This is a genomic window from Sinomonas terricola (assembly GCF_034931225.1).
In the GTDB taxonomy this organism is placed as follows: domain Bacteria; phylum Actinomycetota; class Actinomycetes; order Actinomycetales; family Micrococcaceae; genus Sinomonas; species Sinomonas terricola.
Map to the genome: position 1 here is coordinate 49,917 of NZ_JAYGGQ010000002.1, position 16,625 is coordinate 66,541.

The window sequence follows — 16,625 nt, forward strand, 5'->3', positions numbered from 1 at the left end:
GAGCGTTCGACGAGTGGCGTGGTTCATCGCCCGGCAAGCGACCCGCCGATTCCGCCGACGCTGAAGAATCTGTTCAGGACGGCGAAGATCAGAATTGGTGGCAGCATCATGACGACGGCGACCGTCATCACAGGCCCCCAATCGGTTTGGTTCTGCTGGAAAAAGGTCTGCAGGCCGACCGGCAGCGTGTAGTTCTGCTCGGAACGGAGGAAGACGACGGCAACGAGATAGTCGTTCCAAGAGAGCAGGAAGGAAAAGATCGCTGTTGAGAGCACTCCTGGCAACGAGTTGCGGAGAACGATCCGTGCGAAACTTCCGAAGACTGAGCATCCGTCCATCCATGCAGCTTCTTCAAGGCTGATGGGAATCGAATCGAAGTACGCTGCCATCATCCAGACGGCCACAGACATCGTCCCGCCGACATAGAGGATGTTGACCCCCGCGAGGCTGTCTACCAGTCCGAGCCCAGCGAAGAGGATGAAGAGCGGGATCACCGCGGTAATCACCGGCAACGACTGGACAACGAAAAGGCCCAGCGAGAAGGCGGACACAAGCCGGCCCCGCCCGCGCGAGAGGACGTAGCCCGCAGGAGCGGCCACCATCACGGCGACCGCGACGGTGACGACGCTCACGAGAAGGCTATTGCCGAGCCACGTCCCGATGGCCGTCTTGGAGAAGACAGTCGTGTAGTTCTCGAGCGTCATCCCCTGGGAGGCGCTTCCGAACGGAGGCTGCAAGGACAGCAGAAGCACTGCGCCCAAGGGAACGAGCGCTGCCGCGGTGATGGCCAAGAGCGCGGCGAACCGCCACCACCGTCCGTTTCCGCCCTTGATGTCCCGATCTCGCGCCCGCCCGGACCCGAGGCCAGGGGCTTTCGAGCTGTCGATCGCGTGATCCTCGACTGTGGTTGCGCTCACGTAATGTCAACCTTTCGTATCTGGCGGAAGAGGACTATCGAGATCGCGACAAGCACCAGCGTCATCAGAAAGGCAATCGCTACCCCCGGACCGGTTTGAAAATTCTGGAAGACGGTGACGTAAGCGAGCACTACAAGGGTCTGGGTTGCATTGACGGGGCCGCCTCCGGTGAGAAGGAAGATCGTCGGAAAGTCATTCACGCAGAAGATCGTCATAAGGATCCAACTGATGAAGGTGGACCTCGAGATCATGGGGAGAGTGATGTGGCGGAACGTCTGCCAGACGCCGGCGCCGTCGACCTTGGAGGCTTCGTAGACGTTAACGTCGACGGACGCCAAAGCCGAGCTCATCATCATCATCATGAACGGGAAGCTGACCCACACTTTGAAGATGCACACAGTCGCCTGCGCGAGAGTGGGATCCGCGAGGAAGAGGGTGTCCCCGAGCCCGAGTGCCTTGGCAAGGATGGGCAGCGGGCTTTGCGGAGTCGCAACGAGCCAGTTCCATGAGGTGGAAGACACGACGATCGGGACGACCCACGGGAGCAGCAGCAGGACTTTGAAGATGCCGCGTACGGGCGTGCGAAGTCGTAGGAGAAGCGCCAAGGCAAGTCCTACGAGCCAGCTCCCGAAGACACCGACGGCCGTGAACACTACGGTGAAGCCGGCGGCTCGCCAGAATGATGGCGATCGCAGCACCGCTGCATAATTGTCGAGCCCGACGAAGGAGCCGGCATCAATGAGATCACCGTCCCGCACGGACTGCTGTCCGGCGTAAAGCACGGGGTACACGCTCAAGAGGACGAGCAGGATGAGGGACGGGACAGCCAAGAGCACGAAGGTCCAGGCGCCTCTTGAGCGTCGGCGAACCTTGTGAGCTTGTTGCGGGCCGCGATGTCCCGCCACCCCTATCCCTTTGCGTGCTTGCCGGACTGAATGTCGGAGGGTGTCAGTCGACATGGTGGCTCCCTTGACGGCATAGGCGGGCTCGGTGCGGTGGGATGGTCATCCTCATTTCATCGCCGAGACGAGCGCGGACTGCAGGGTCGTGAGGGCTTCGGTCGGAGTGGCTTTGAGGGAGAGCAGGCTCTGAGCGAACGTCGACATCGCCGGGGTGCTGTCCGCGAGCGAGACGTTGGCGAAGAGGGCGTTCCCTCCCGGGGCAGCCAAGGTCTTGCAGATCGGCTGCCAGACCTCGACCATCTTCACGGCGTTGGGATCCGACTTGAATTCCGGGGTTGAAGCGATCGATCGGAGCACGGGAAGCCCGGCACCCGTCTTGCGGGTCCACAGTGGACTCATGTTCTTGTAGTAGTAGGTCAGGAATGCCTCAGAGCCGCGCTGACTGGGCGTGTTCTTGTACATCATGATGTTGTTCGGGAAGTACAGCGCGCCCTTGGAGCCCTTGGCGCTGACCAGCGGGTCGCCGATCGCCATGTCATTGGCGACGGTTCCTCCGAGCAGCTGCGGCAGCCCAGGGCCTTCAAAACCCATCGCGAACCTGTCGTTCTTCCATTGAGTCTGGGCGTTGGTTGTCGAGTAGCTGACGCTGCCCGGATCCATGTACCCCTTGCGGACCATCTCCACGACATAGTCGAGGGCCTGGAGGTTTTCTGGAGTGACGCAATTGGGCTTCTGGTTCTCGTCGAACAGCCCGCCTCCGTTGTTGATCATCAGTCCGACGATCACTTGGGATCCGTTGCTCTGTGCCCCGGCGGCGATGCCGAATCCGAACATGCCGGCCTTCTTCAGCGCCTCGCACACGTCGAGGTGGGACTGCCAGTCTGTGGGCGGCTCCACCCCGGCCTTCTCAAGCAGTGACTTCCGGTACCACAACGCCCGCATGTCGAGGTTGTACGGTACCGCCACATGACCTCGGGAAGTCTTCATCGTGTCAAGCACCCCGGGGAGGAAGTCATCGTAGAGGCCAGAAGACTTCCACGACTCCAGCAGATCATCGGCAAAGGCGATGTGGTTCTGTTGAGCGAATTGGAACGCCTGGGTACCGCTCCCGCTACTGACGGCCGGTCCGGTGTTCGAGGCGACCGCCGAAGCAAATGTGGTCGTGAAGTTCGCCCACTGCACGGCCTGGTAAGAGGCCGAGGGCAACCCGCCTGACGGCGAATACCCGAGGGTGATCTCCTTGTCGAGGGGAGAGAACTCGGTGTTGCCCCACGGCATGTTCCAGAATTTGATCGGCCCCGTAGGGGCTCCACCTGCCGGCGCACATGCCGCCAGAGCCGCCAGTGCCGCGATTCCTCCTGTGCCGGCGAGCAGTGCTCGGCGGGAGACCATCGCCCTGTGATCGAGGCTGGGCATCGTTCCTCCATTCCCGGCGGCGTCGCCGGTGATCGTCGCTGAGCGCATGGAGCTGTCATCGGAAGCTCCAAAATTTGCGCAAACTCTGTGTCGACAAACGGTCGACTTGCCGATTTTTGCAAAGAAATATCCCGGGCACAAGGCATTTGTGGGACCGAAAAGTTTCGCAATCGAATCTGGAGTATGCTCGCTTCTATGCCACCTCTTGAGCACCATCCCGCCAAGCGGCCGACCCTGTCGGACGTGGCGTCGGTCGCCGGCACGAGCGTGCCAACAGTCTCGAAGGTGCTCCGAGGTGGGACGGATGTGTCACCTGCTACTCGGGAGCGGGTCATGAGTGCCGTTCGCGAGGTCGGCTACGCAAAAGCGGGTTCGCGCTCGAGTGCAAAGCTGTCCGTTTCCGAAGCTCCGGACCTCATTCACCTCGTCGTAAATCACGTTGACGGAAGCTGGGCCAATCGCGTGCTTGTGGGGGTCGAGCAGGCCGCGACAGCAGCCAACGTCGACGTGGTCATCACCATCGCCCGGGATGACGGGGAGTGGGTGTCACGGCTTCTCCGCCGCCCTTCGCAAGGAGCGGTCATCGTTCTCGTCGACCCCACCAGCGTGCAGCTCGCTGTGCTCTCAGCCGCACGAATCCCTGTTGTGCTCGTCACGCCGATGAGTAGGCCTGCCGCCGCCGTCCCAAGCGTTGGAGTCGCCAACTGGGAGGGCGGGCGCTCCGCCGCCGAGCACCTGCTTGCTCTCGGCCATCGCCGGTTCGGCATCGTCAGCGGCGGACGGGACCACATGTACAACACAGCACGCATTGACGGGTTTCGCTCGGCGCTGCGCGACGCCGGCGTCGAAGACTGCGAGGTCGCTTACGCCGATTGGAGCAGAGAGCAGGCGGCAAAGCGGGCGGCGGTCCTGTTGTCCGCCGAGACCCGCCCCACGGCGGTCTTCGCCTGCTCGGATGTCATGGCCCTCGGCGTCCTCGATGCCGCCAGCGAGGTCGGCCTCAGCATTCCGGTCGACCTGAGCGTCGTCGGTTTTGACGACGTGCCGGAGGCGGAGTGGGCGAACCCACCTTTGACGACGGTGCGCCAGCCGATTGCAGAGATGGGTGCGGAGGCGGTCGGCCTGCTGTTCCGGTCCCGCGCCTGGCAGGGACGGCCGGAATCGGGTTCAGCTCCACCTCGGGTCGACTTGTCGACCACCCTCGTGGTCAGGCGGTCCACGGCCTCCGTCCCCCGATCGCCGCGGTCCGCCAGCGCCGCAACTCACCGCGCTGGCGCCCGTATACCGTGACGGCCAAGGCGTAGCAATTGCGTTCTCGACGCCACCTTCGCGCGGTGGAACCATGAGGCCATGAGACCGGGTTTGATGCTCGGCACCGCGATCGTTGCCGCCGCGATGCTCCTCGCGGCGTGCGGCGACGGCTCTCCGGGCGGCGCCGGCGGCAGCGGGACGTCGGGGGGCGGCAGCGCGACAGCGACGTCGGCGACAGTGAGCGCGGGAACGATCCGTCCCGGCTCCACCTCGCCCGCCCCGCGGCCATCAAGCACGACGGCACCGCTCCCCACGGCGACGAGCACACCGCCGCTCGTACCGCCGTCGGGCGCTGGCGCCTTCGGCTACATCACCGCCGGGCCGACCTGCCCGGTCGAACGACCAGACCAGCCATGCCCGCCTCGCTCAGTCGCGGCCGAGGTCGACGCCCGCGATGCTAGCGGCGGCACCGCAGGGTCAACGCGCAGCGATTCCTTTGGCCGCTACGCCCTCAGCCTCTCCCCCGGGACCTATCTTCTCGTCGTCGTCACGTCGAACGGGTGGCCGCGCTGCCCCGACACCCACGTGACGGTGCAACCCAGCGCTCCCGTGCGCGCAGACATCTCGTGCGACACGGGCATCCGCTGAGCTTCTCACCGCCGCGCCAGAACCGTCTCCGACTCCACCCGGGTCAGCTTCTCCGGGTTGCGCACGTAGTAGACCCCCGTGACCTTGCCCTGCTCGACGCGGACGGCGAGGATGCCGTCGAGCTCGCCGTCGAGGCGGAAGACGAGCGCCGGGCTGCCGTTGATCGTGGTGGGCTCGGTCGTGACGGTCGCCTTGGTCTTGGCGAGGCCGCCGATGAGCATGCGCACGAGCTTGTCCGCCCCCACGATAGTCCGCCGCGCCGCCTGCCGGAGCCCGCCGCCGTCGCCCATGTAGACGACGTCGGGGGCGAGCACGTCGAAGAGCTTCCGAAGGTCGCCGGTCTCGAAGGCGTGCTGCATCGATTCGAGGGCAGCCCTCGTCTCGCGGGCCGACACTGTTTGGCGGGGCCGGCGGGCTTCCACGTGGGCGCGGGCGCGATGGGCGATCTGGCGGACGGCCGCCTGGCTCTTGTCGACGGCCGCGGCGATGTCGTCGTAGCCGGCGTCAAACACCTCGCGCAGCACGAACACGGCCCGCTCAGTGGGCGACAGCGTCTCGAGGACCACCATGAGGGCCATCGAGAGGCTCTCGGCGAGCTCGACGTCGTCGGCCACGTCCGCGGAGGTGAGCATCGGCTCCGGAAGCCACGGGCCCACGTAGTTTTCCCTGCGGCGCGTGAGCGTGCGCAGGCGGTTGAGCGCCTGGCGGGTGGTGATCCGGACGAGGTAGGCCCGCGCGTCGACCACCTGGCCCAGGTCGACGCCGACCCAGCGAAGCCAGGTCTCCTGCAGGACGTCCTCGGCGTCAGCCGCCGAGCCGAGCATCTCGTAGGCGACGGTGAAGAGAAGGTTCCGGTGGGCGACGAACGCCTCTGTCGCGAGGTCCATCGCGGAGCGCTTCGCCGGGGTGCCTCCCTGATCGGTAGCCATCGCCGCCCAACCTAGCCTTCCTCCCGCGCGATCACCAGTCCCGCCGCGCGCTGGGCAGCAACGCGCCCGACGCGCCGGGAATCCCTGACGATCCACGAATGCGAGCCCGGCTTGCGCGATTCCTTGGCGAGCTGGTCGATGGGGCTCGTGCACGCGGCCTCCTTGAGGACCGCACCCAGGCGACCCGGCACGTGGAGCCTGATCGCAGTGTCGTCGAAACGTGCCACTTGGAAGACACCGGCCCCGCGTCCGAGGCTCACGCACATCGCGGCGATCCCCCGGGTGAACTCCGCGGGGCGATCCCCCGCGATTCGGCTCAGGACGGTGTCCGCGGCGTGCGATCCAAGCGGCAGCGCGGCTTGGCAGCTCATCCTCAGGGGCATGCCCGACGGCGAGACGGCATCGCCCGTGCCCACGATCCGCTCATCGTCGATGCTCGTCAGGGTCTCGTCAGCCAGGAGGCGGCCGACGGCGTCGACGCTCAGCCCGCTTCGGGCGGCGAGATCGGAAGCCGCGAAGCCCGCGGTCCAGATCGTCACGGTGCTCGCGAGCTCGCGTCCGTCGACAAGCCGCACGGACTCGTGGGTCACCTCGGCGACCTTCGTGCCCGGCCCATCGAGGACCCTCACGCCCAGCGTGGCCAGGCCCGCGGCCACCGAGCGCCGGCCGCTCGGATGCAGGTAGGGGCCGAGCTGGCCGCCGCATACGAGCGTGACGGCGCGGCCGCGCTCGGCGAGTTCCGCCGCGGTTTCGATGCCGAGCGGGCCTCCGCCCACCACCGTGATCGGCGCCGCGGCCGGAGTGCGGTCGACGACGGCGCGCAGCTCGCGCGCGCCCTCGAGACTCGCCGTGGTGTGGGCGAACTCGGCCGCCCCGGGCACGCCCGCGGAGGCGCTCTCGCTTCCGACGGCGTAGACGAGGTAGTCGTAGGCGACGGCCCCGCCCGACGCCAGCTCGACGGCGCGCCCCGCCGCGTCGATCCTGGTCGCCGCGTCGACAACCAGCCGGACGCGTTCGGCGAGGACGTCGCGGAAGTCTCGGACGGCGTCGTGCGTGTGCCCGACCAGCTGATGAAGGCGGACCCTCTCGACGAAGTCCGCGCGCGGATTGATCAGGGTCACGGCCACATCGGCACGCTGCGTGAGGCGGTTCGCCGCCATCACGCCGGAATACCCGCCGCCGATCACGACGACGTTGATGCTCTCAGTCACGGTGTCTCCTCGGGTTCAGGTCCCGCCCAGTGCGGATTCCGACCACAAGACACCGGGCCATCGACGGTTGTGACACATCGGTCGACAGATTGGTCAAAGAATTTCGGGGAGGGTGTCGGATCACGACAGTCGGATGACCCCACGAACGGATTCAAGCACGGCGGATGGAGTGACGATCCAGTCCTTCCGGCCCGCCGGGCGCCCGCAGTATGCGGTCTGAGGCACGACGGCGATTGACGCCTTCCGCTGGAGCTGCCAGCGGTTCTTGGCCTAGGCGTCGGCCGTCGCCGCGTTGAGGATCGCCGGCAGAAGCCCTGGGAATCGCGCTTCGAGGTCGCCCTCCCTGAGTGAGACGAAGCGCGCGGTCCCGTCGATCCGAGTATTCGTGATCCCCGATTCACGGAGCACCTTGAAGTGGTGCGAGCGTGTCGCCTTGGAGACCCCGAGGTCGAAGCTGCCGCACTGCCGTTCGCCGTCGGCGTGCAAGGACTGGACGATCTCGAGGCGGGCACGATCGCCGAGGGCATGCATGACGTCGGCGAGGGTCAGATCCTCGGCCCCGGGCTGCGCGAGCTCGCTCGCTTGAGTGGTCACGGGCCCAGTATAGAACTGTTTGACACTCATCGAACAATACGGGTATGTTCGACACCTATCGAACATGAAACGTGGCTCGCGAGCCACGGGAAGGTGCCGAATGCGAACTGTTCCCGCTCCGATCTTTCCGTTGATCGCGGTCCTCTCCTGGGGTGCGATGTTCCCGATCGCGGCGATCGCGATGCCCCACGTCGACGCGTTCAACATCACAGCGATCCGCTACGGGGTTGCGAGCCTGATCTTCGTGATCATGCTTGCCCTCGCCGAAGGACGGCGAGCCTTTTCGCTCGAGGGACGCGGCTGGAGACTCTTCTCCCTCGGCTCGCTCGGCTTTGCCGGATTCAATCTCTTGGCGTATCTGGCACTCATCTGGTCTCCGCCCCAGGATGTCGCGGTGATCGTGCCGACGATGCCGCTCGTGACCGTCCTCGTGCGGTGGGCACGGGGCGGCGGCCGACCCTCGCCCGTGATGTTGAGTGCGTCCGTCGCAGCATTGATCGGCGTGTTCCTCGTCGTCACGAAGGGAGACGTCACGAGGCTCTCGGGTGGCCTCGGCGATGTGCTGACCTTCCTCGGCGTCATCTGCTGGGTGGTCTACACGACGTCCGCGGCGAGCTTCCCCTCGTGGTCCGCGCTGCGCTTCACCGCGCTGACCGCGCCCCTTGGCACCGTCACCATCCTCGCCGCGACGGCGGTCGCGGATGCCTTCGGCTGGCAGCGACTCCCCTCGCTCGCCGATCTCGGTGCAGCGTGGTGGGAGATCGCGTTCATCGTCCTGTTCGGCGCTGTCGCCGCGGTCCTCGCGTGGAATCACGGCGTCAAGCTGCTCGGCGCGGCCAATACCGCGCTGTTCATCATCCTGGTTCCGGTCGTCGCCCTCGCGATGCGGATCGCGGGCGGATATCAGCCCACGCCCGTAGAACTGGCGGGCATCGCCGTCGTCATCGGGGCCCTTGTGCTCGCCAACCTCGGCGGGCGCCGGGCGGCGACGCGGGCCCTTGTCGCGACCGCCGCCGACTGACCCCTCGGCCGAAAAAAGTCTTGAACGATTTCACGCGTCGGTGTCGGATTGGGCGGGAGGCGTTCGTTGCATGGGTGAGCGGCCGCCCGCACGGGGCGTCCCCAGCCGAAGGAGTTGATGAAGATGCAGTACCTGGTTTCCGTGATCACCGACAGCACCGAACTCGCCACCGACGAGGAGCAGGCAGCCATCGACGTGTTCAACCAACGCCTTATCGACGAGGGCTACTGGGTCTTCGCGGGCGGCCTCGGGGGCCCCGACACGGCGACCGTCATCGACAACCGGAGTGAGGCACCCGTCGTGACTGATGGGCCCTTCGTCGAGACGAAGGAGTACATCATCGGCTTCTGGATCATGGAGGCGCCCGACCTCGACGTCGCGCTCAAGCTCGCCACCGAAGGGTCGAAGGCCTGCAATCGGAAGGTCGAGGTGCGGCCGTTCCTGTGACTACGGACGACGCGCGGGAGGCGATCGCCCGGGCCTACCACGAGGAGTGGGCTCGGGTGGTCGCCTCGCTGACGAGGCGTTTCGGCGACCTCGACATCGCCGAGGAGGCGGCGGCGGAGGCGTTCGCCGTCGCCGTCGAGCGCTGGCCGGACGACGGCGTGCCGCCCAACCCGGGCGCGTGGCTCACCACCACCGCGAACCGGAAGGCCATCGACAGGATCCGGCGCGAGCACAAACGCGACGACAAGCACGAGGAGGCCCGGATGCTGTACGACGACGACAAGTCCGAGCCTCGCGGCGCGGTCGACGACGACCGGCTCCGGCTGATCTTCACGTGCTGCCACCCGGCGTTGGGGATGGAAGCGCGCATGGCGCTCACGCTGCGCATGGTTGCGGGCCTGACGGTGCCCGAGATCGCCCACGCGTTCCTGGTTCAGGAGAGCGCGATGGGGCGGCGCATCACCCGCGCGAAGGCCAAGATCAAAGCGGCTCGCATTCCGTACCGCGTGCCGTCCGCCGAGGATCTCCAGGCTCGGGTCTCCGGGGTGCTCGCCGTCCTCTTCCTTGTGTTCAACGAGGGATATCTGGCGACCGGACCCGATACCGGCCCATTACGTCCCGCCCTCACCGCCGAGGCGATCCGGCTCACCCGCCTGCTCCGCGCCCTCATGCCAGACGACGGCGAGGTGGCAGGGCTGCTGGCCCTCATGCTCCTCATCGAAGCGCGCCGCGCCGCCCGTGTTGCGGCGGGCGGCGAACTGGTCCCCCTCGACGAACAGGACCGCGGGGCGTGGGACGCTGCGCTGATCGCCGAGGGACACCGGCTCGTGCGCGAGCGATTGGCTACCGGGACGCCTCCCGGCCGCTACCAGATCCTCGCCGCGATCAACGCCGTGCACACCTCCGCGCGCGAGGCCCGAGACACCGACTGGTCGCAGATCGTCGCCCTCTACGACCAACTTGTCCGCCTCGGCCCCTCGCCGGTCGTCGCCCTCAACCGGGCCGTCGCAGTGGCCGAACTCGACGGGCCGGAAATGGCGTTGGCCGCCGTCGACCGGCTTGAGGAGTCTCTTGGCGGCTATCGCGCCTACCACGCCACTCGGGCCGAGCTGCTGCGTCGGCTGGGTCGCAGCGGGGAGTCGCGCGCGGCGTATGACAAGGCCATCGAGCTCGCAGGGAATACGGGCGAGACCGCCTACCTCACACGCCAGCGCGACCAGCTCGGGCAGAACGGCGGCTATTTCTTCGCCGGCGCACGCCGCATCGCGCGGAGCCGCCGTCGTCCGTGAGTTACGAGGTAGGCGAAAGTCGCCGATCCGTGAGTGCAAGCACGGCCGTGGCGATCTCCACCAGGAGCATGATCGCGCTCGGAACCGCCGCGAGCACCATGAGCCCATAATTCGGGCCCAAGGGCGACGGATCCCCGTCGTCATCGCGAGAACCTGCCACTCAGGCAACGGCCCCACCGCCGTCAACAGCGGCGAGCTGGCCGATTCGCGAGCGGCACCAAAGGGCCGACGAGCCGTCGCGGAACGTCAGCTCAGCGCAGTAGTCGATGTTGCGGAATATCGGCCTGAGTCCGCCGGGCGAAACGCCGGTCAGCATGTCGTCGCCTTTGTCCTTCGGATCAAGGAAATAGATCCCCGGCGGAAGCACCTTGAGCGTCAGGCTGATCGCGTCGATGTTCGTCCCGTTCTGCGTCACGCCGCGCGGGCGGACGACGCCGACGTCGCAGATCGGATCCGCAGCCTCGGCAGCCTTCTTCGCATGCGCGGTCGACCGAGCCACGTAGAACAGCGCAATCGCCGTCGCAAGGCTTCCGATGCCCTGCACAATATCGACCCAATTCATGACTCCCCCTCATAGACATACGCGTTTGTCCCGCCCCCGGTCGCGCCCCGTCGCGACGGTGCCATCGCGAAGCCATTGCCGCCGGGCCCGGCCGCTGCGAGGATGAGCCCGTGGCATACGACGAACTCCTCGCCGACCGGATCCGCGGCGTGCTGATTGGCAAAGCCGATTTCGCCGAGAAGAAGATGTTCGGCGGTCTCGCATTCCTCATCGGCGGCAACATGGCCGTGAGCGCGAGCGGGCACGGCGGCATGCTCCTCCGTGCCGAGCCCGAGGCGAGCGACGAGCTGTGCTCCAACCCCGGCGTCGAGCGCGCCGTCATGCGCGGCAAGGCCATGGATGGCTGGCTCCGCGTGGCCGACGACGCGATCGACACCGACGCGGACCTCGAGCGCTGGGTGCGGGTCGGCATCGACTACGCGAGCTCGCTCCCGCCCAAGTAGCGCCAGCGGTCGCGGGCCGACGGACCGGCAGACCTCTTGCAGAAATGTCACGCTCGTTCATCCGAATAGAGCGTGACATTTCTGCGAGGTCACTCGGCCTGCCTCTCGCCTCAGTCGCCGGAAACGTCAGTCCAAGGACAGCTCCCCCGCGAGCTCATCCGGGTCTCCTGCAGCCCGCGTCGAGCCGCCCACCGTCGCCCGTCCCGCCGTCGTTCGTCCCGCCGTCGCCCGGGCCGTCGTCGTTCGTGCGACGAAGTAGTACGCGAACGCGGAGGCGACCACGCTGATCGGCCACGAGAAGGGCGCGGCGGCGGCGAACGCCGGCACAAGGGCGAGGACCGCAGACACGGCGGCGGTCGGAACAAAGACCGCGAGCGCGCGGGGATTGATGCCGCGCCGGTAGTAGTACTCGCCGCGCTCATCCGAGCGGTAGAGCTCGCGGATGTTCACGATGCCCTTGCGAATGAGGAAGTAGTCGGCAGCCATGATGCCGAACAGCGGGCCGAGAAACGCGCCGAGGCCGCCGAGGAAATAGTTGACGACGACGGGGTTTGAGTAGAGATTCCACGGCATGACGAGCAGGGCGAGGACGGCGCTGATGAGGCCGCCGCGCTTGAACGTGATGCGCTTCGGCCACACGTTGGCGAGGTCGAACGCCGGCGAGACGAAGTTCAGCACGACGTTCACGCCAATCGTCGCGACGATGAACATGAGGGCACCGATGATGAGGACGGTGGTGTCCGGAACCTTCGCGATGATAAGCGCGGGGTCGGTGATGGCGTCTCCGAACACGACGACTGTGCCGATCGTCATCGTGATGCTGATCGCCGCGAAGGCCGCGAAGTTCACGGGGATGCCCCAGAAGTTGCCGCGCACCACATCTCGCTTTGACTTGGCGAAGCGTGTGAAGTCGCAATAGTTGAGGAGCATCGTCGCGTAGGTTGCGACGAGGAGGAATGCGCCGGTGAGGACGCCGCGGAAGGCGTCGCCGCCTGCGAGCGGGTGGATGGAAAGGTCCATGGGAATGTTCCAGCCCGCGGCGGCGAAGAGCCACACGGCCATCGCAAGCATCACGACCCAGATGATGGGCCCGGCCCAGTCCTGGAATCTCCGGACGGCCTCCATGCCACGCGTGATGACGAGGAGTTGGAGCACCCACAGGAGGATGAAGCAAGCCCAGCCCAGATACGAGAGGCCGAGGAAGGACTGTTCTTCGAAGCGCTTGAGGTCGGGATCGATGCGGAGCAGGAGGACGACGACGGCCATGCTCGCTAGGTAGGTCTGGATGCCGTACCAGCAGATCGCGATGACGGCACGGATGAGTGCGGGGATGTTTGCACCCCAGATGCCGAAGCTGATCCGGGCCATGACGGGGAACGGGACGCCCGTAGCCTGGCCCATCTTCCCGGCCCAGTTCATGCCGACGAACAGGATGCCAGTGCCGATGAGGATCGAGGCGAGGACCTGCCAGCCGTTGAGGCCGAGCGTGAAGAGGCCCGCCACGAAAGTGTAGGTGCCGATGTTGTGGATCGAGGACATCCACACCGCGAAGAAGTTGTAGGCCTTCCATTTCCTCTCGGCGGCGGGCGCGAGGTCTTCGTTGTAGAGGCGCCCGGATGGATCGAGCTCTTTGAGGGACGCAGCTTCACCGCGCACGGTGACTCCTTATGTGTGTGACTTCAGAGGACGTTGCGCAACTTTGGGATCCCATTTTGGGATCCCGAATGATTGTGCCTGTGACCCGCGTCACCGTCAAGACCCCCGCGACGCCTAGCCAACACGATGCCTCCGCACGAGAGTCTTTCGAATATTCACAATCTTATGAAAGCTGCGTATCCTCGTAGCCATGGACACCGTCATCCAGACTGTCGACCTCCACAAGAACTTCGGCCCGGTCAAGGCCCTCGACGGCCTCGACCTCGAAGTGCACGCGGGCGAGATCCACGGCTTCCTCGGGCCAAACGGCGCCGGGAAGTCCACGACGCTCCGCATCCTGCTCGGCCTGGCCCGTGCGTCGTCGGGCTCGGCGACGGTCCTCGGACTGCACCCGTGGAACAACGCCGTCGAACTCCATCGGCGCATCGCAAGCGTCCCGGGCGACGTGAGCATCTGGCCCAACCTCACGGGCGGCGAGGCGATCGACCTTCTCTCGCGCCTCCGCAGCGCCGACACCGCCCACACCCCATACAAGGCGCGCAAACACGACCTGTGCGAGCGCTTCGACTTCGACCCCTCCAAGAAGGGCCGCGCGTATTCGAAGGGCAATCGGCAGAAGGTCGCACTCATCGCCGCCCTCGTCACGGACGCCGAGCTTTACCTCCTCGACGAACCGACAAGCGGCCTCGACCCCCTCATGGAAGCCGTCTTTACGCGCGAAGTCCGGCGCCTCGCCCGCGAGAACGGCGCGACTGTGCTGCTCTCGAGCCATATCCTCTCTGAGGTCGAGCGGCTCGCAGACCGCGTGAGCATCATCCGCGCGGGGAAGATCGTCGACGGCGGAACGCTCGACTCCCTCCGTCACCTCACCCGCACCGAGATCTCCTTCTCGCAGGACAGTGTGGACACCCGCGCGCTCGCCGCCCTCGGCCAGGTCCACGACCTCACGGTCGCCGACGGCCGCGTGAAGTTCGGCGCCGACTCCGACCGCGTCCACGAGGTGCTTCCCCTCCTCGGGAGCCTCGGCGTCAAAGGCCTCCTCGTGGCCCCGCCGTCCCTCGAGGAGCTCTTCCTCCGGCACTACGGCGATACGGTCACCGCGCCAGCCGCGGCAGGCAACGACGACGGCGCCGCTCACCACAGGCGGCACCGCGCCGCTGCCAGGACGGGAGCCTGACATGGGCACGCTCTGGATCCTCTACCGGCAGCGGCTGCGCCGCGACCGCTGGCAGCTCGTCATCTGGGTGCTCGCGATCGGCCTTCTCGCACTCCTTTCCGTGAGCACGATCGCCAAGACCTACGGCGACGAGGCTTCGCGCGCCGAGGTGCTGCGGCTCGCGACCGCGACGCCCGCGATCCTCATGCTCCGCGGTCTCGCCCGCGGGCCTGGCGAGGGCGCCTTCACGTTCTTCGCGCTCTTTGCCTTCCTCGCGCTCCTGGCCGCGTTCATGAGCACGTTCCTCGCCGTGAGGCACACTCGGGCCGAGGAGGAATCCGGCCGCGCCGAGCTCATCTCCGCGACGCCCGCAGGGCGGTGGGCTCCGCTCCTCGCGACGATCGTGCACGGCCTCCTCGCTAATGTGCTCATCGCCGCTGCCATCACGGGAGGACTCGTGGCAGGCGGCCTACCGGCTGCTGGGTCTCTCGTGGCCGGGGCCGCGGCGGGCGCGGTGGGCATCGCGTTCCTCGGCGTCGGGCTGCTGAGCGCCGAGTTCATGAGCACGTCGCGGGGGGCCAACGGCACGGCTTCGGCGGTTGTCATGACGGCGTACATCCTGCGGGGCTTCGGCGACTCGACCGGGCGTGTGGGCGCGGACGGCATGACCATGACTGCCGCGTGGCCCAGCTGGCTCTCCCCCATCGGCTGGGGCCAGCAGACCTTCGCGTTCACGGGCGATCGCTGGTGGCCCCTCCTGCTCCCGCTCGCTCTGGGCGCTGGGTGCGTCGCCGCCGTCGTCCTCCTCATGACCCAGCGCGACGTCGGGGCGAGCGTCCTCGCGGGGCGTGCCAGCCGTCCCGACGCTCGGCGCAGCCTGCGCGGACCCATCTCGCTCGCGATGAGGCTCCAGCAGGGCGCCGTGATCGGCTGGTGCATTGGCGGGCTCGCCACCGGGCTGCTCGCCGGTGCGCTCGGCGCGGCGATCCAGCAGTCCGTCTCGGACAATCCCTCGATCACCAATGCGCTCCGCGCGATGATCCAAGCCCAGGGCACGTCGATGACGCAGCTTCTCATCTCGGCGCTGTTCTCCTTCGGCGGCGTCCTCGCCGCGGCATGTGCGCTTCAGGCCGTCATCCGGCTGCGGCAGGAGGAGTCCGCGGGCACAGCCGCCTGGGTTCTGGCGCAGCCTTTGGGCCGGGCGCGATGGTTCGCGGGCTTCCTCATTGTCGGCACGTCCGCGGTGGTGCTCGTCATGGGTTTCGCCGCTCTCGGCGCTTGGGCCTCCCTCGTTGCCTCCGGTGATACCTCGCGAGCGGTCGGCGATGTGTGGCAGACGGCCGCGGGCCAAGTGCCAGCCGCCCTCATCTACCTCGCGCTGCCAGGACTCGTGTTCGTCGTGTGGCCTCGGGGCACGGCACCACTCGGTTGGGGCCTGCTCACGGTCGGCGTGATGGTCGGCATCTACGGCGGGATGATCGGCCTCGATCAAAGCGTCCGCGACCTCTCCCCGTTCACGCATGCCCCGGTCCCCGGTTCATCAGGGGCCGACTGGAGCGGCGGGTTCTGGATGCTCGGGATCTCCGCGGTCCTCGTGGCAGTTTCGCTCGCAGCCGTGCGACGGCGGGAGATAGGGTCAGCCTGATGGACAACACGCCCGCTCCCCGGATGCCCGACGGCGCGGAAGCCTCCGCGGCGGTCCTGGCCGCCGCAGGCTTCCCCAAGATGCCCGCGCGCGCGCTCATGGCGCTGGTCGTCTCGGACGAGGGCTCCCTCACGGCGGCCGAGCTCGGCGGAATCCTCACCGCGAGCCCGGCCGCCGTCTCGGGCGCAGTGCGGTACCTCCAGACGATCGGCTTCGTGCACCGCGTCTCCCAGCCGGGCAGCCGGCGCGATCGCTACGCCCTCCCCGACAACGCGTGGTACGTCGCGTCCCTCCGGCAGAACCCCGTGTACGAACGCCTCGCCGACCTCGCGGACGCGACGGCCGAAAGCCTCGAGGAAGGATCGGCTGCCCGCGAGCGCGTCGAGGAGATGGCCGGGTTCTACCGCTTCCTCGTCTCCAAGATGCCGAGCCTCCTCGACGAATGGGAGCACGCGAGGGTCGAAGCTTCAACCTGACGCAACCCTCCCGTCACCTGCGGGTGGCAGGCTCCACGCGGGGGACAGCCGCACTGGAACCC

General features: G+C 67.1%; 18 protein-coding genes. 9 read left to right on the top strand and 9 right to left on the bottom strand.

Annotated elements, in window-relative coordinates; all coding sequences use genetic code 11:
* Positions 1-23: 23 nt before the first annotated feature.
* The 3 genes from SPF06_RS04895 to SPF06_RS04905 form a co-directional block, all read right to left on the bottom strand.
* The gene (locus SPF06_RS04895; protein WP_428985712.1) at positions 24-887 is read right to left on the bottom strand and encodes a carbohydrate ABC transporter permease; all 864 of its coding nucleotides are present in this window, start codon (positions 885-887) and stop codon (positions 24-26) included.
* Positions 888-913: 26 nt separating this feature from the next.
* On the bottom strand, positions 914-1,753 hold the full coding sequence (locus SPF06_RS04900; protein WP_323277844.1) for a carbohydrate ABC transporter permease: 840 nt from the start codon (positions 1,751-1,753) through the stop codon (positions 914-916).
* A 174-nt stretch (positions 1,754-1,927) separates the two neighbouring features.
* Complete coding sequence (locus tag SPF06_RS04905; RefSeq protein ID WP_323277845.1) at positions 1,928-3,235, bottom strand: ABC transporter substrate-binding protein; 1,308 nt, start codon at positions 3,233-3,235, stop codon at positions 1,928-1,930.
* Positions 3,236-3,430: 195 nt separating this feature from the next.
* Between SPF06_RS04905 and SPF06_RS04910 the strand changes: the two genes are divergently transcribed.
* Together SPF06_RS04910 and SPF06_RS04915 are read left to right on the top strand one after the other, a co-directional pair.
* The gene (locus SPF06_RS04910; protein WP_323277846.1) at positions 3,431-4,525 is read left to right on the top strand and encodes a LacI family DNA-binding transcriptional regulator; all 1,095 of its coding nucleotides are present in this window, start codon (positions 3,431-3,433) and stop codon (positions 4,523-4,525) included.
* Between the two features lie 60 nt (positions 4,526-4,585).
* Positions 4,586-5,134, top strand: coding sequence for a carboxypeptidase-like regulatory domain-containing protein (locus SPF06_RS04915; RefSeq protein WP_323277847.1), 549 nt, complete (start codon positions 4,586-4,588; stop codon positions 5,132-5,134).
* A gap of 5 nt (positions 5,135-5,139) precedes the next feature.
* Here the strand turns inward: SPF06_RS04915 and SPF06_RS04920 are convergent, their stop codons facing one another.
* From SPF06_RS04920 to SPF06_RS04930, 3 genes are all read right to left on the bottom strand, one after another.
* Positions 5,140-6,063, bottom strand: coding sequence for an RNA polymerase sigma-70 factor (locus SPF06_RS04920; protein ID WP_323277848.1), 924 nt, complete (start codon positions 6,061-6,063; stop codon positions 5,140-5,142).
* 11 nt (positions 6,064-6,074) lie between these two features.
* Positions 6,075-7,274 carry an NAD(P)/FAD-dependent oxidoreductase gene (locus SPF06_RS04925; protein ID WP_323277849.1) on the bottom strand — a complete coding sequence of 400 codons (1,200 nt, stop codon included), beginning with the start codon at positions 7,272-7,274 and terminating at the stop codon, positions 6,075-6,077.
* 270 nt (positions 7,275-7,544) lie between these two features.
* Positions 7,545-7,868, bottom strand: a complete 324-nt coding sequence (locus tag SPF06_RS04930; RefSeq protein WP_323277850.1) for an ArsR/SmtB family transcription factor — start codon at positions 7,866-7,868, stop codon at positions 7,545-7,547.
* Positions 7,869-7,968: 100 nt separating this feature from the next.
* Here SPF06_RS04930 and SPF06_RS04935 point away from each other — a divergent pair, with 100 nt between their 5' ends.
* The 3 genes from SPF06_RS04935 to SPF06_RS04945 all read left to right on the top strand — a co-directional run bounded on the left by SPF06_RS04935 (position 7,969) and on the right by SPF06_RS04945 (position 10,625).
* A complete protein-coding gene (locus tag SPF06_RS04935; RefSeq protein ID WP_323277851.1) occupies positions 7,969-8,889 on the top strand; it encodes a DMT family transporter in 921 nt (306 codons plus the stop codon).
* Between the two features lie 123 nt (positions 8,890-9,012).
* Positions 9,013-9,336, top strand: a complete 324-nt coding sequence (locus tag SPF06_RS04940; protein ID WP_323278015.1) for a YciI family protein — start codon at positions 9,013-9,015, stop codon at positions 9,334-9,336.
* Positions 9,333-10,625: an RNA polymerase sigma factor gene (locus tag SPF06_RS04945; protein WP_323277852.1), complete on the top strand. Its 1,293-nt coding sequence runs from the start codon at positions 9,333-9,335 to the stop codon at positions 10,623-10,625. Before SPF06_RS04940 ends, SPF06_RS04945 begins: the two co-directional genes overlap by 4 nt.
* A gap of 1 nt (position 10,626) precedes the next feature.
* Here the strand turns inward: SPF06_RS04945 and SPF06_RS04950 are convergent, their stop codons facing one another.
* Both SPF06_RS04950 and SPF06_RS04955 read right to left on the bottom strand, forming a co-directional pair.
* Entirely contained in the window at positions 10,627-10,785 is a 159-nt protein-coding gene (locus SPF06_RS04950; RefSeq protein WP_323277853.1) for a hypothetical protein, read from the bottom strand.
* Entirely contained in the window at positions 10,786-11,187 is a 402-nt protein-coding gene (locus tag SPF06_RS04955) for a hypothetical protein (protein ID WP_323277854.1), read from the bottom strand.
* A 110-nt stretch (positions 11,188-11,297) separates the two neighbouring features.
* Between SPF06_RS04955 and SPF06_RS04960 the strand changes: the two genes are divergently transcribed.
* Positions 11,298-11,630 carry a TfoX/Sxy family protein gene (locus SPF06_RS04960; RefSeq protein ID WP_323277855.1) on the top strand — a complete coding sequence of 111 codons (333 nt, stop codon included), beginning with the start codon at positions 11,298-11,300 and terminating at the stop codon, positions 11,628-11,630.
* A gap of 126 nt (positions 11,631-11,756) precedes the next feature.
* Here SPF06_RS04960 and SPF06_RS04965 read toward each other — a convergent pair whose 3' ends face one another.
* Positions 11,757-13,286, bottom strand: a complete 1,530-nt coding sequence (locus SPF06_RS04965) for an NCS1 family nucleobase:cation symporter-1 (RefSeq protein ID WP_323277856.1) — start codon at positions 13,284-13,286, stop codon at positions 11,757-11,759.
* Positions 13,287-13,476: 190 nt separating this feature from the next.
* On the opposite strand from SPF06_RS04965, the gene SPF06_RS04970 reads away from it, so the two are divergent.
* The 3 genes from SPF06_RS04970 to SPF06_RS04980 are packed head-to-tail and all read left to right on the top strand — an operon-like array spanning position 13,477 to position 16,563.
* Entirely contained in the window at positions 13,477-14,463 is a 987-nt protein-coding gene (locus SPF06_RS04970) for an ABC transporter ATP-binding protein (RefSeq protein ID WP_323277857.1), read from the top strand.
* Position 14,464: 1 nt separating this feature from the next.
* Positions 14,465-16,087, top strand: coding sequence for an ABC transporter permease (locus SPF06_RS04975; RefSeq protein WP_323277858.1), 1,623 nt, complete (start codon positions 14,465-14,467; stop codon positions 16,085-16,087).
* Complete coding sequence (locus SPF06_RS04980; protein ID WP_323277859.1) at positions 16,087-16,563, top strand: GbsR/MarR family transcriptional regulator; 477 nt, start codon at positions 16,087-16,089, stop codon at positions 16,561-16,563. Before SPF06_RS04975 ends, SPF06_RS04980 begins: the two co-directional genes overlap by 1 nt.
* The last annotated feature ends 62 nt before the right edge of the window (positions 16,564-16,625 follow it).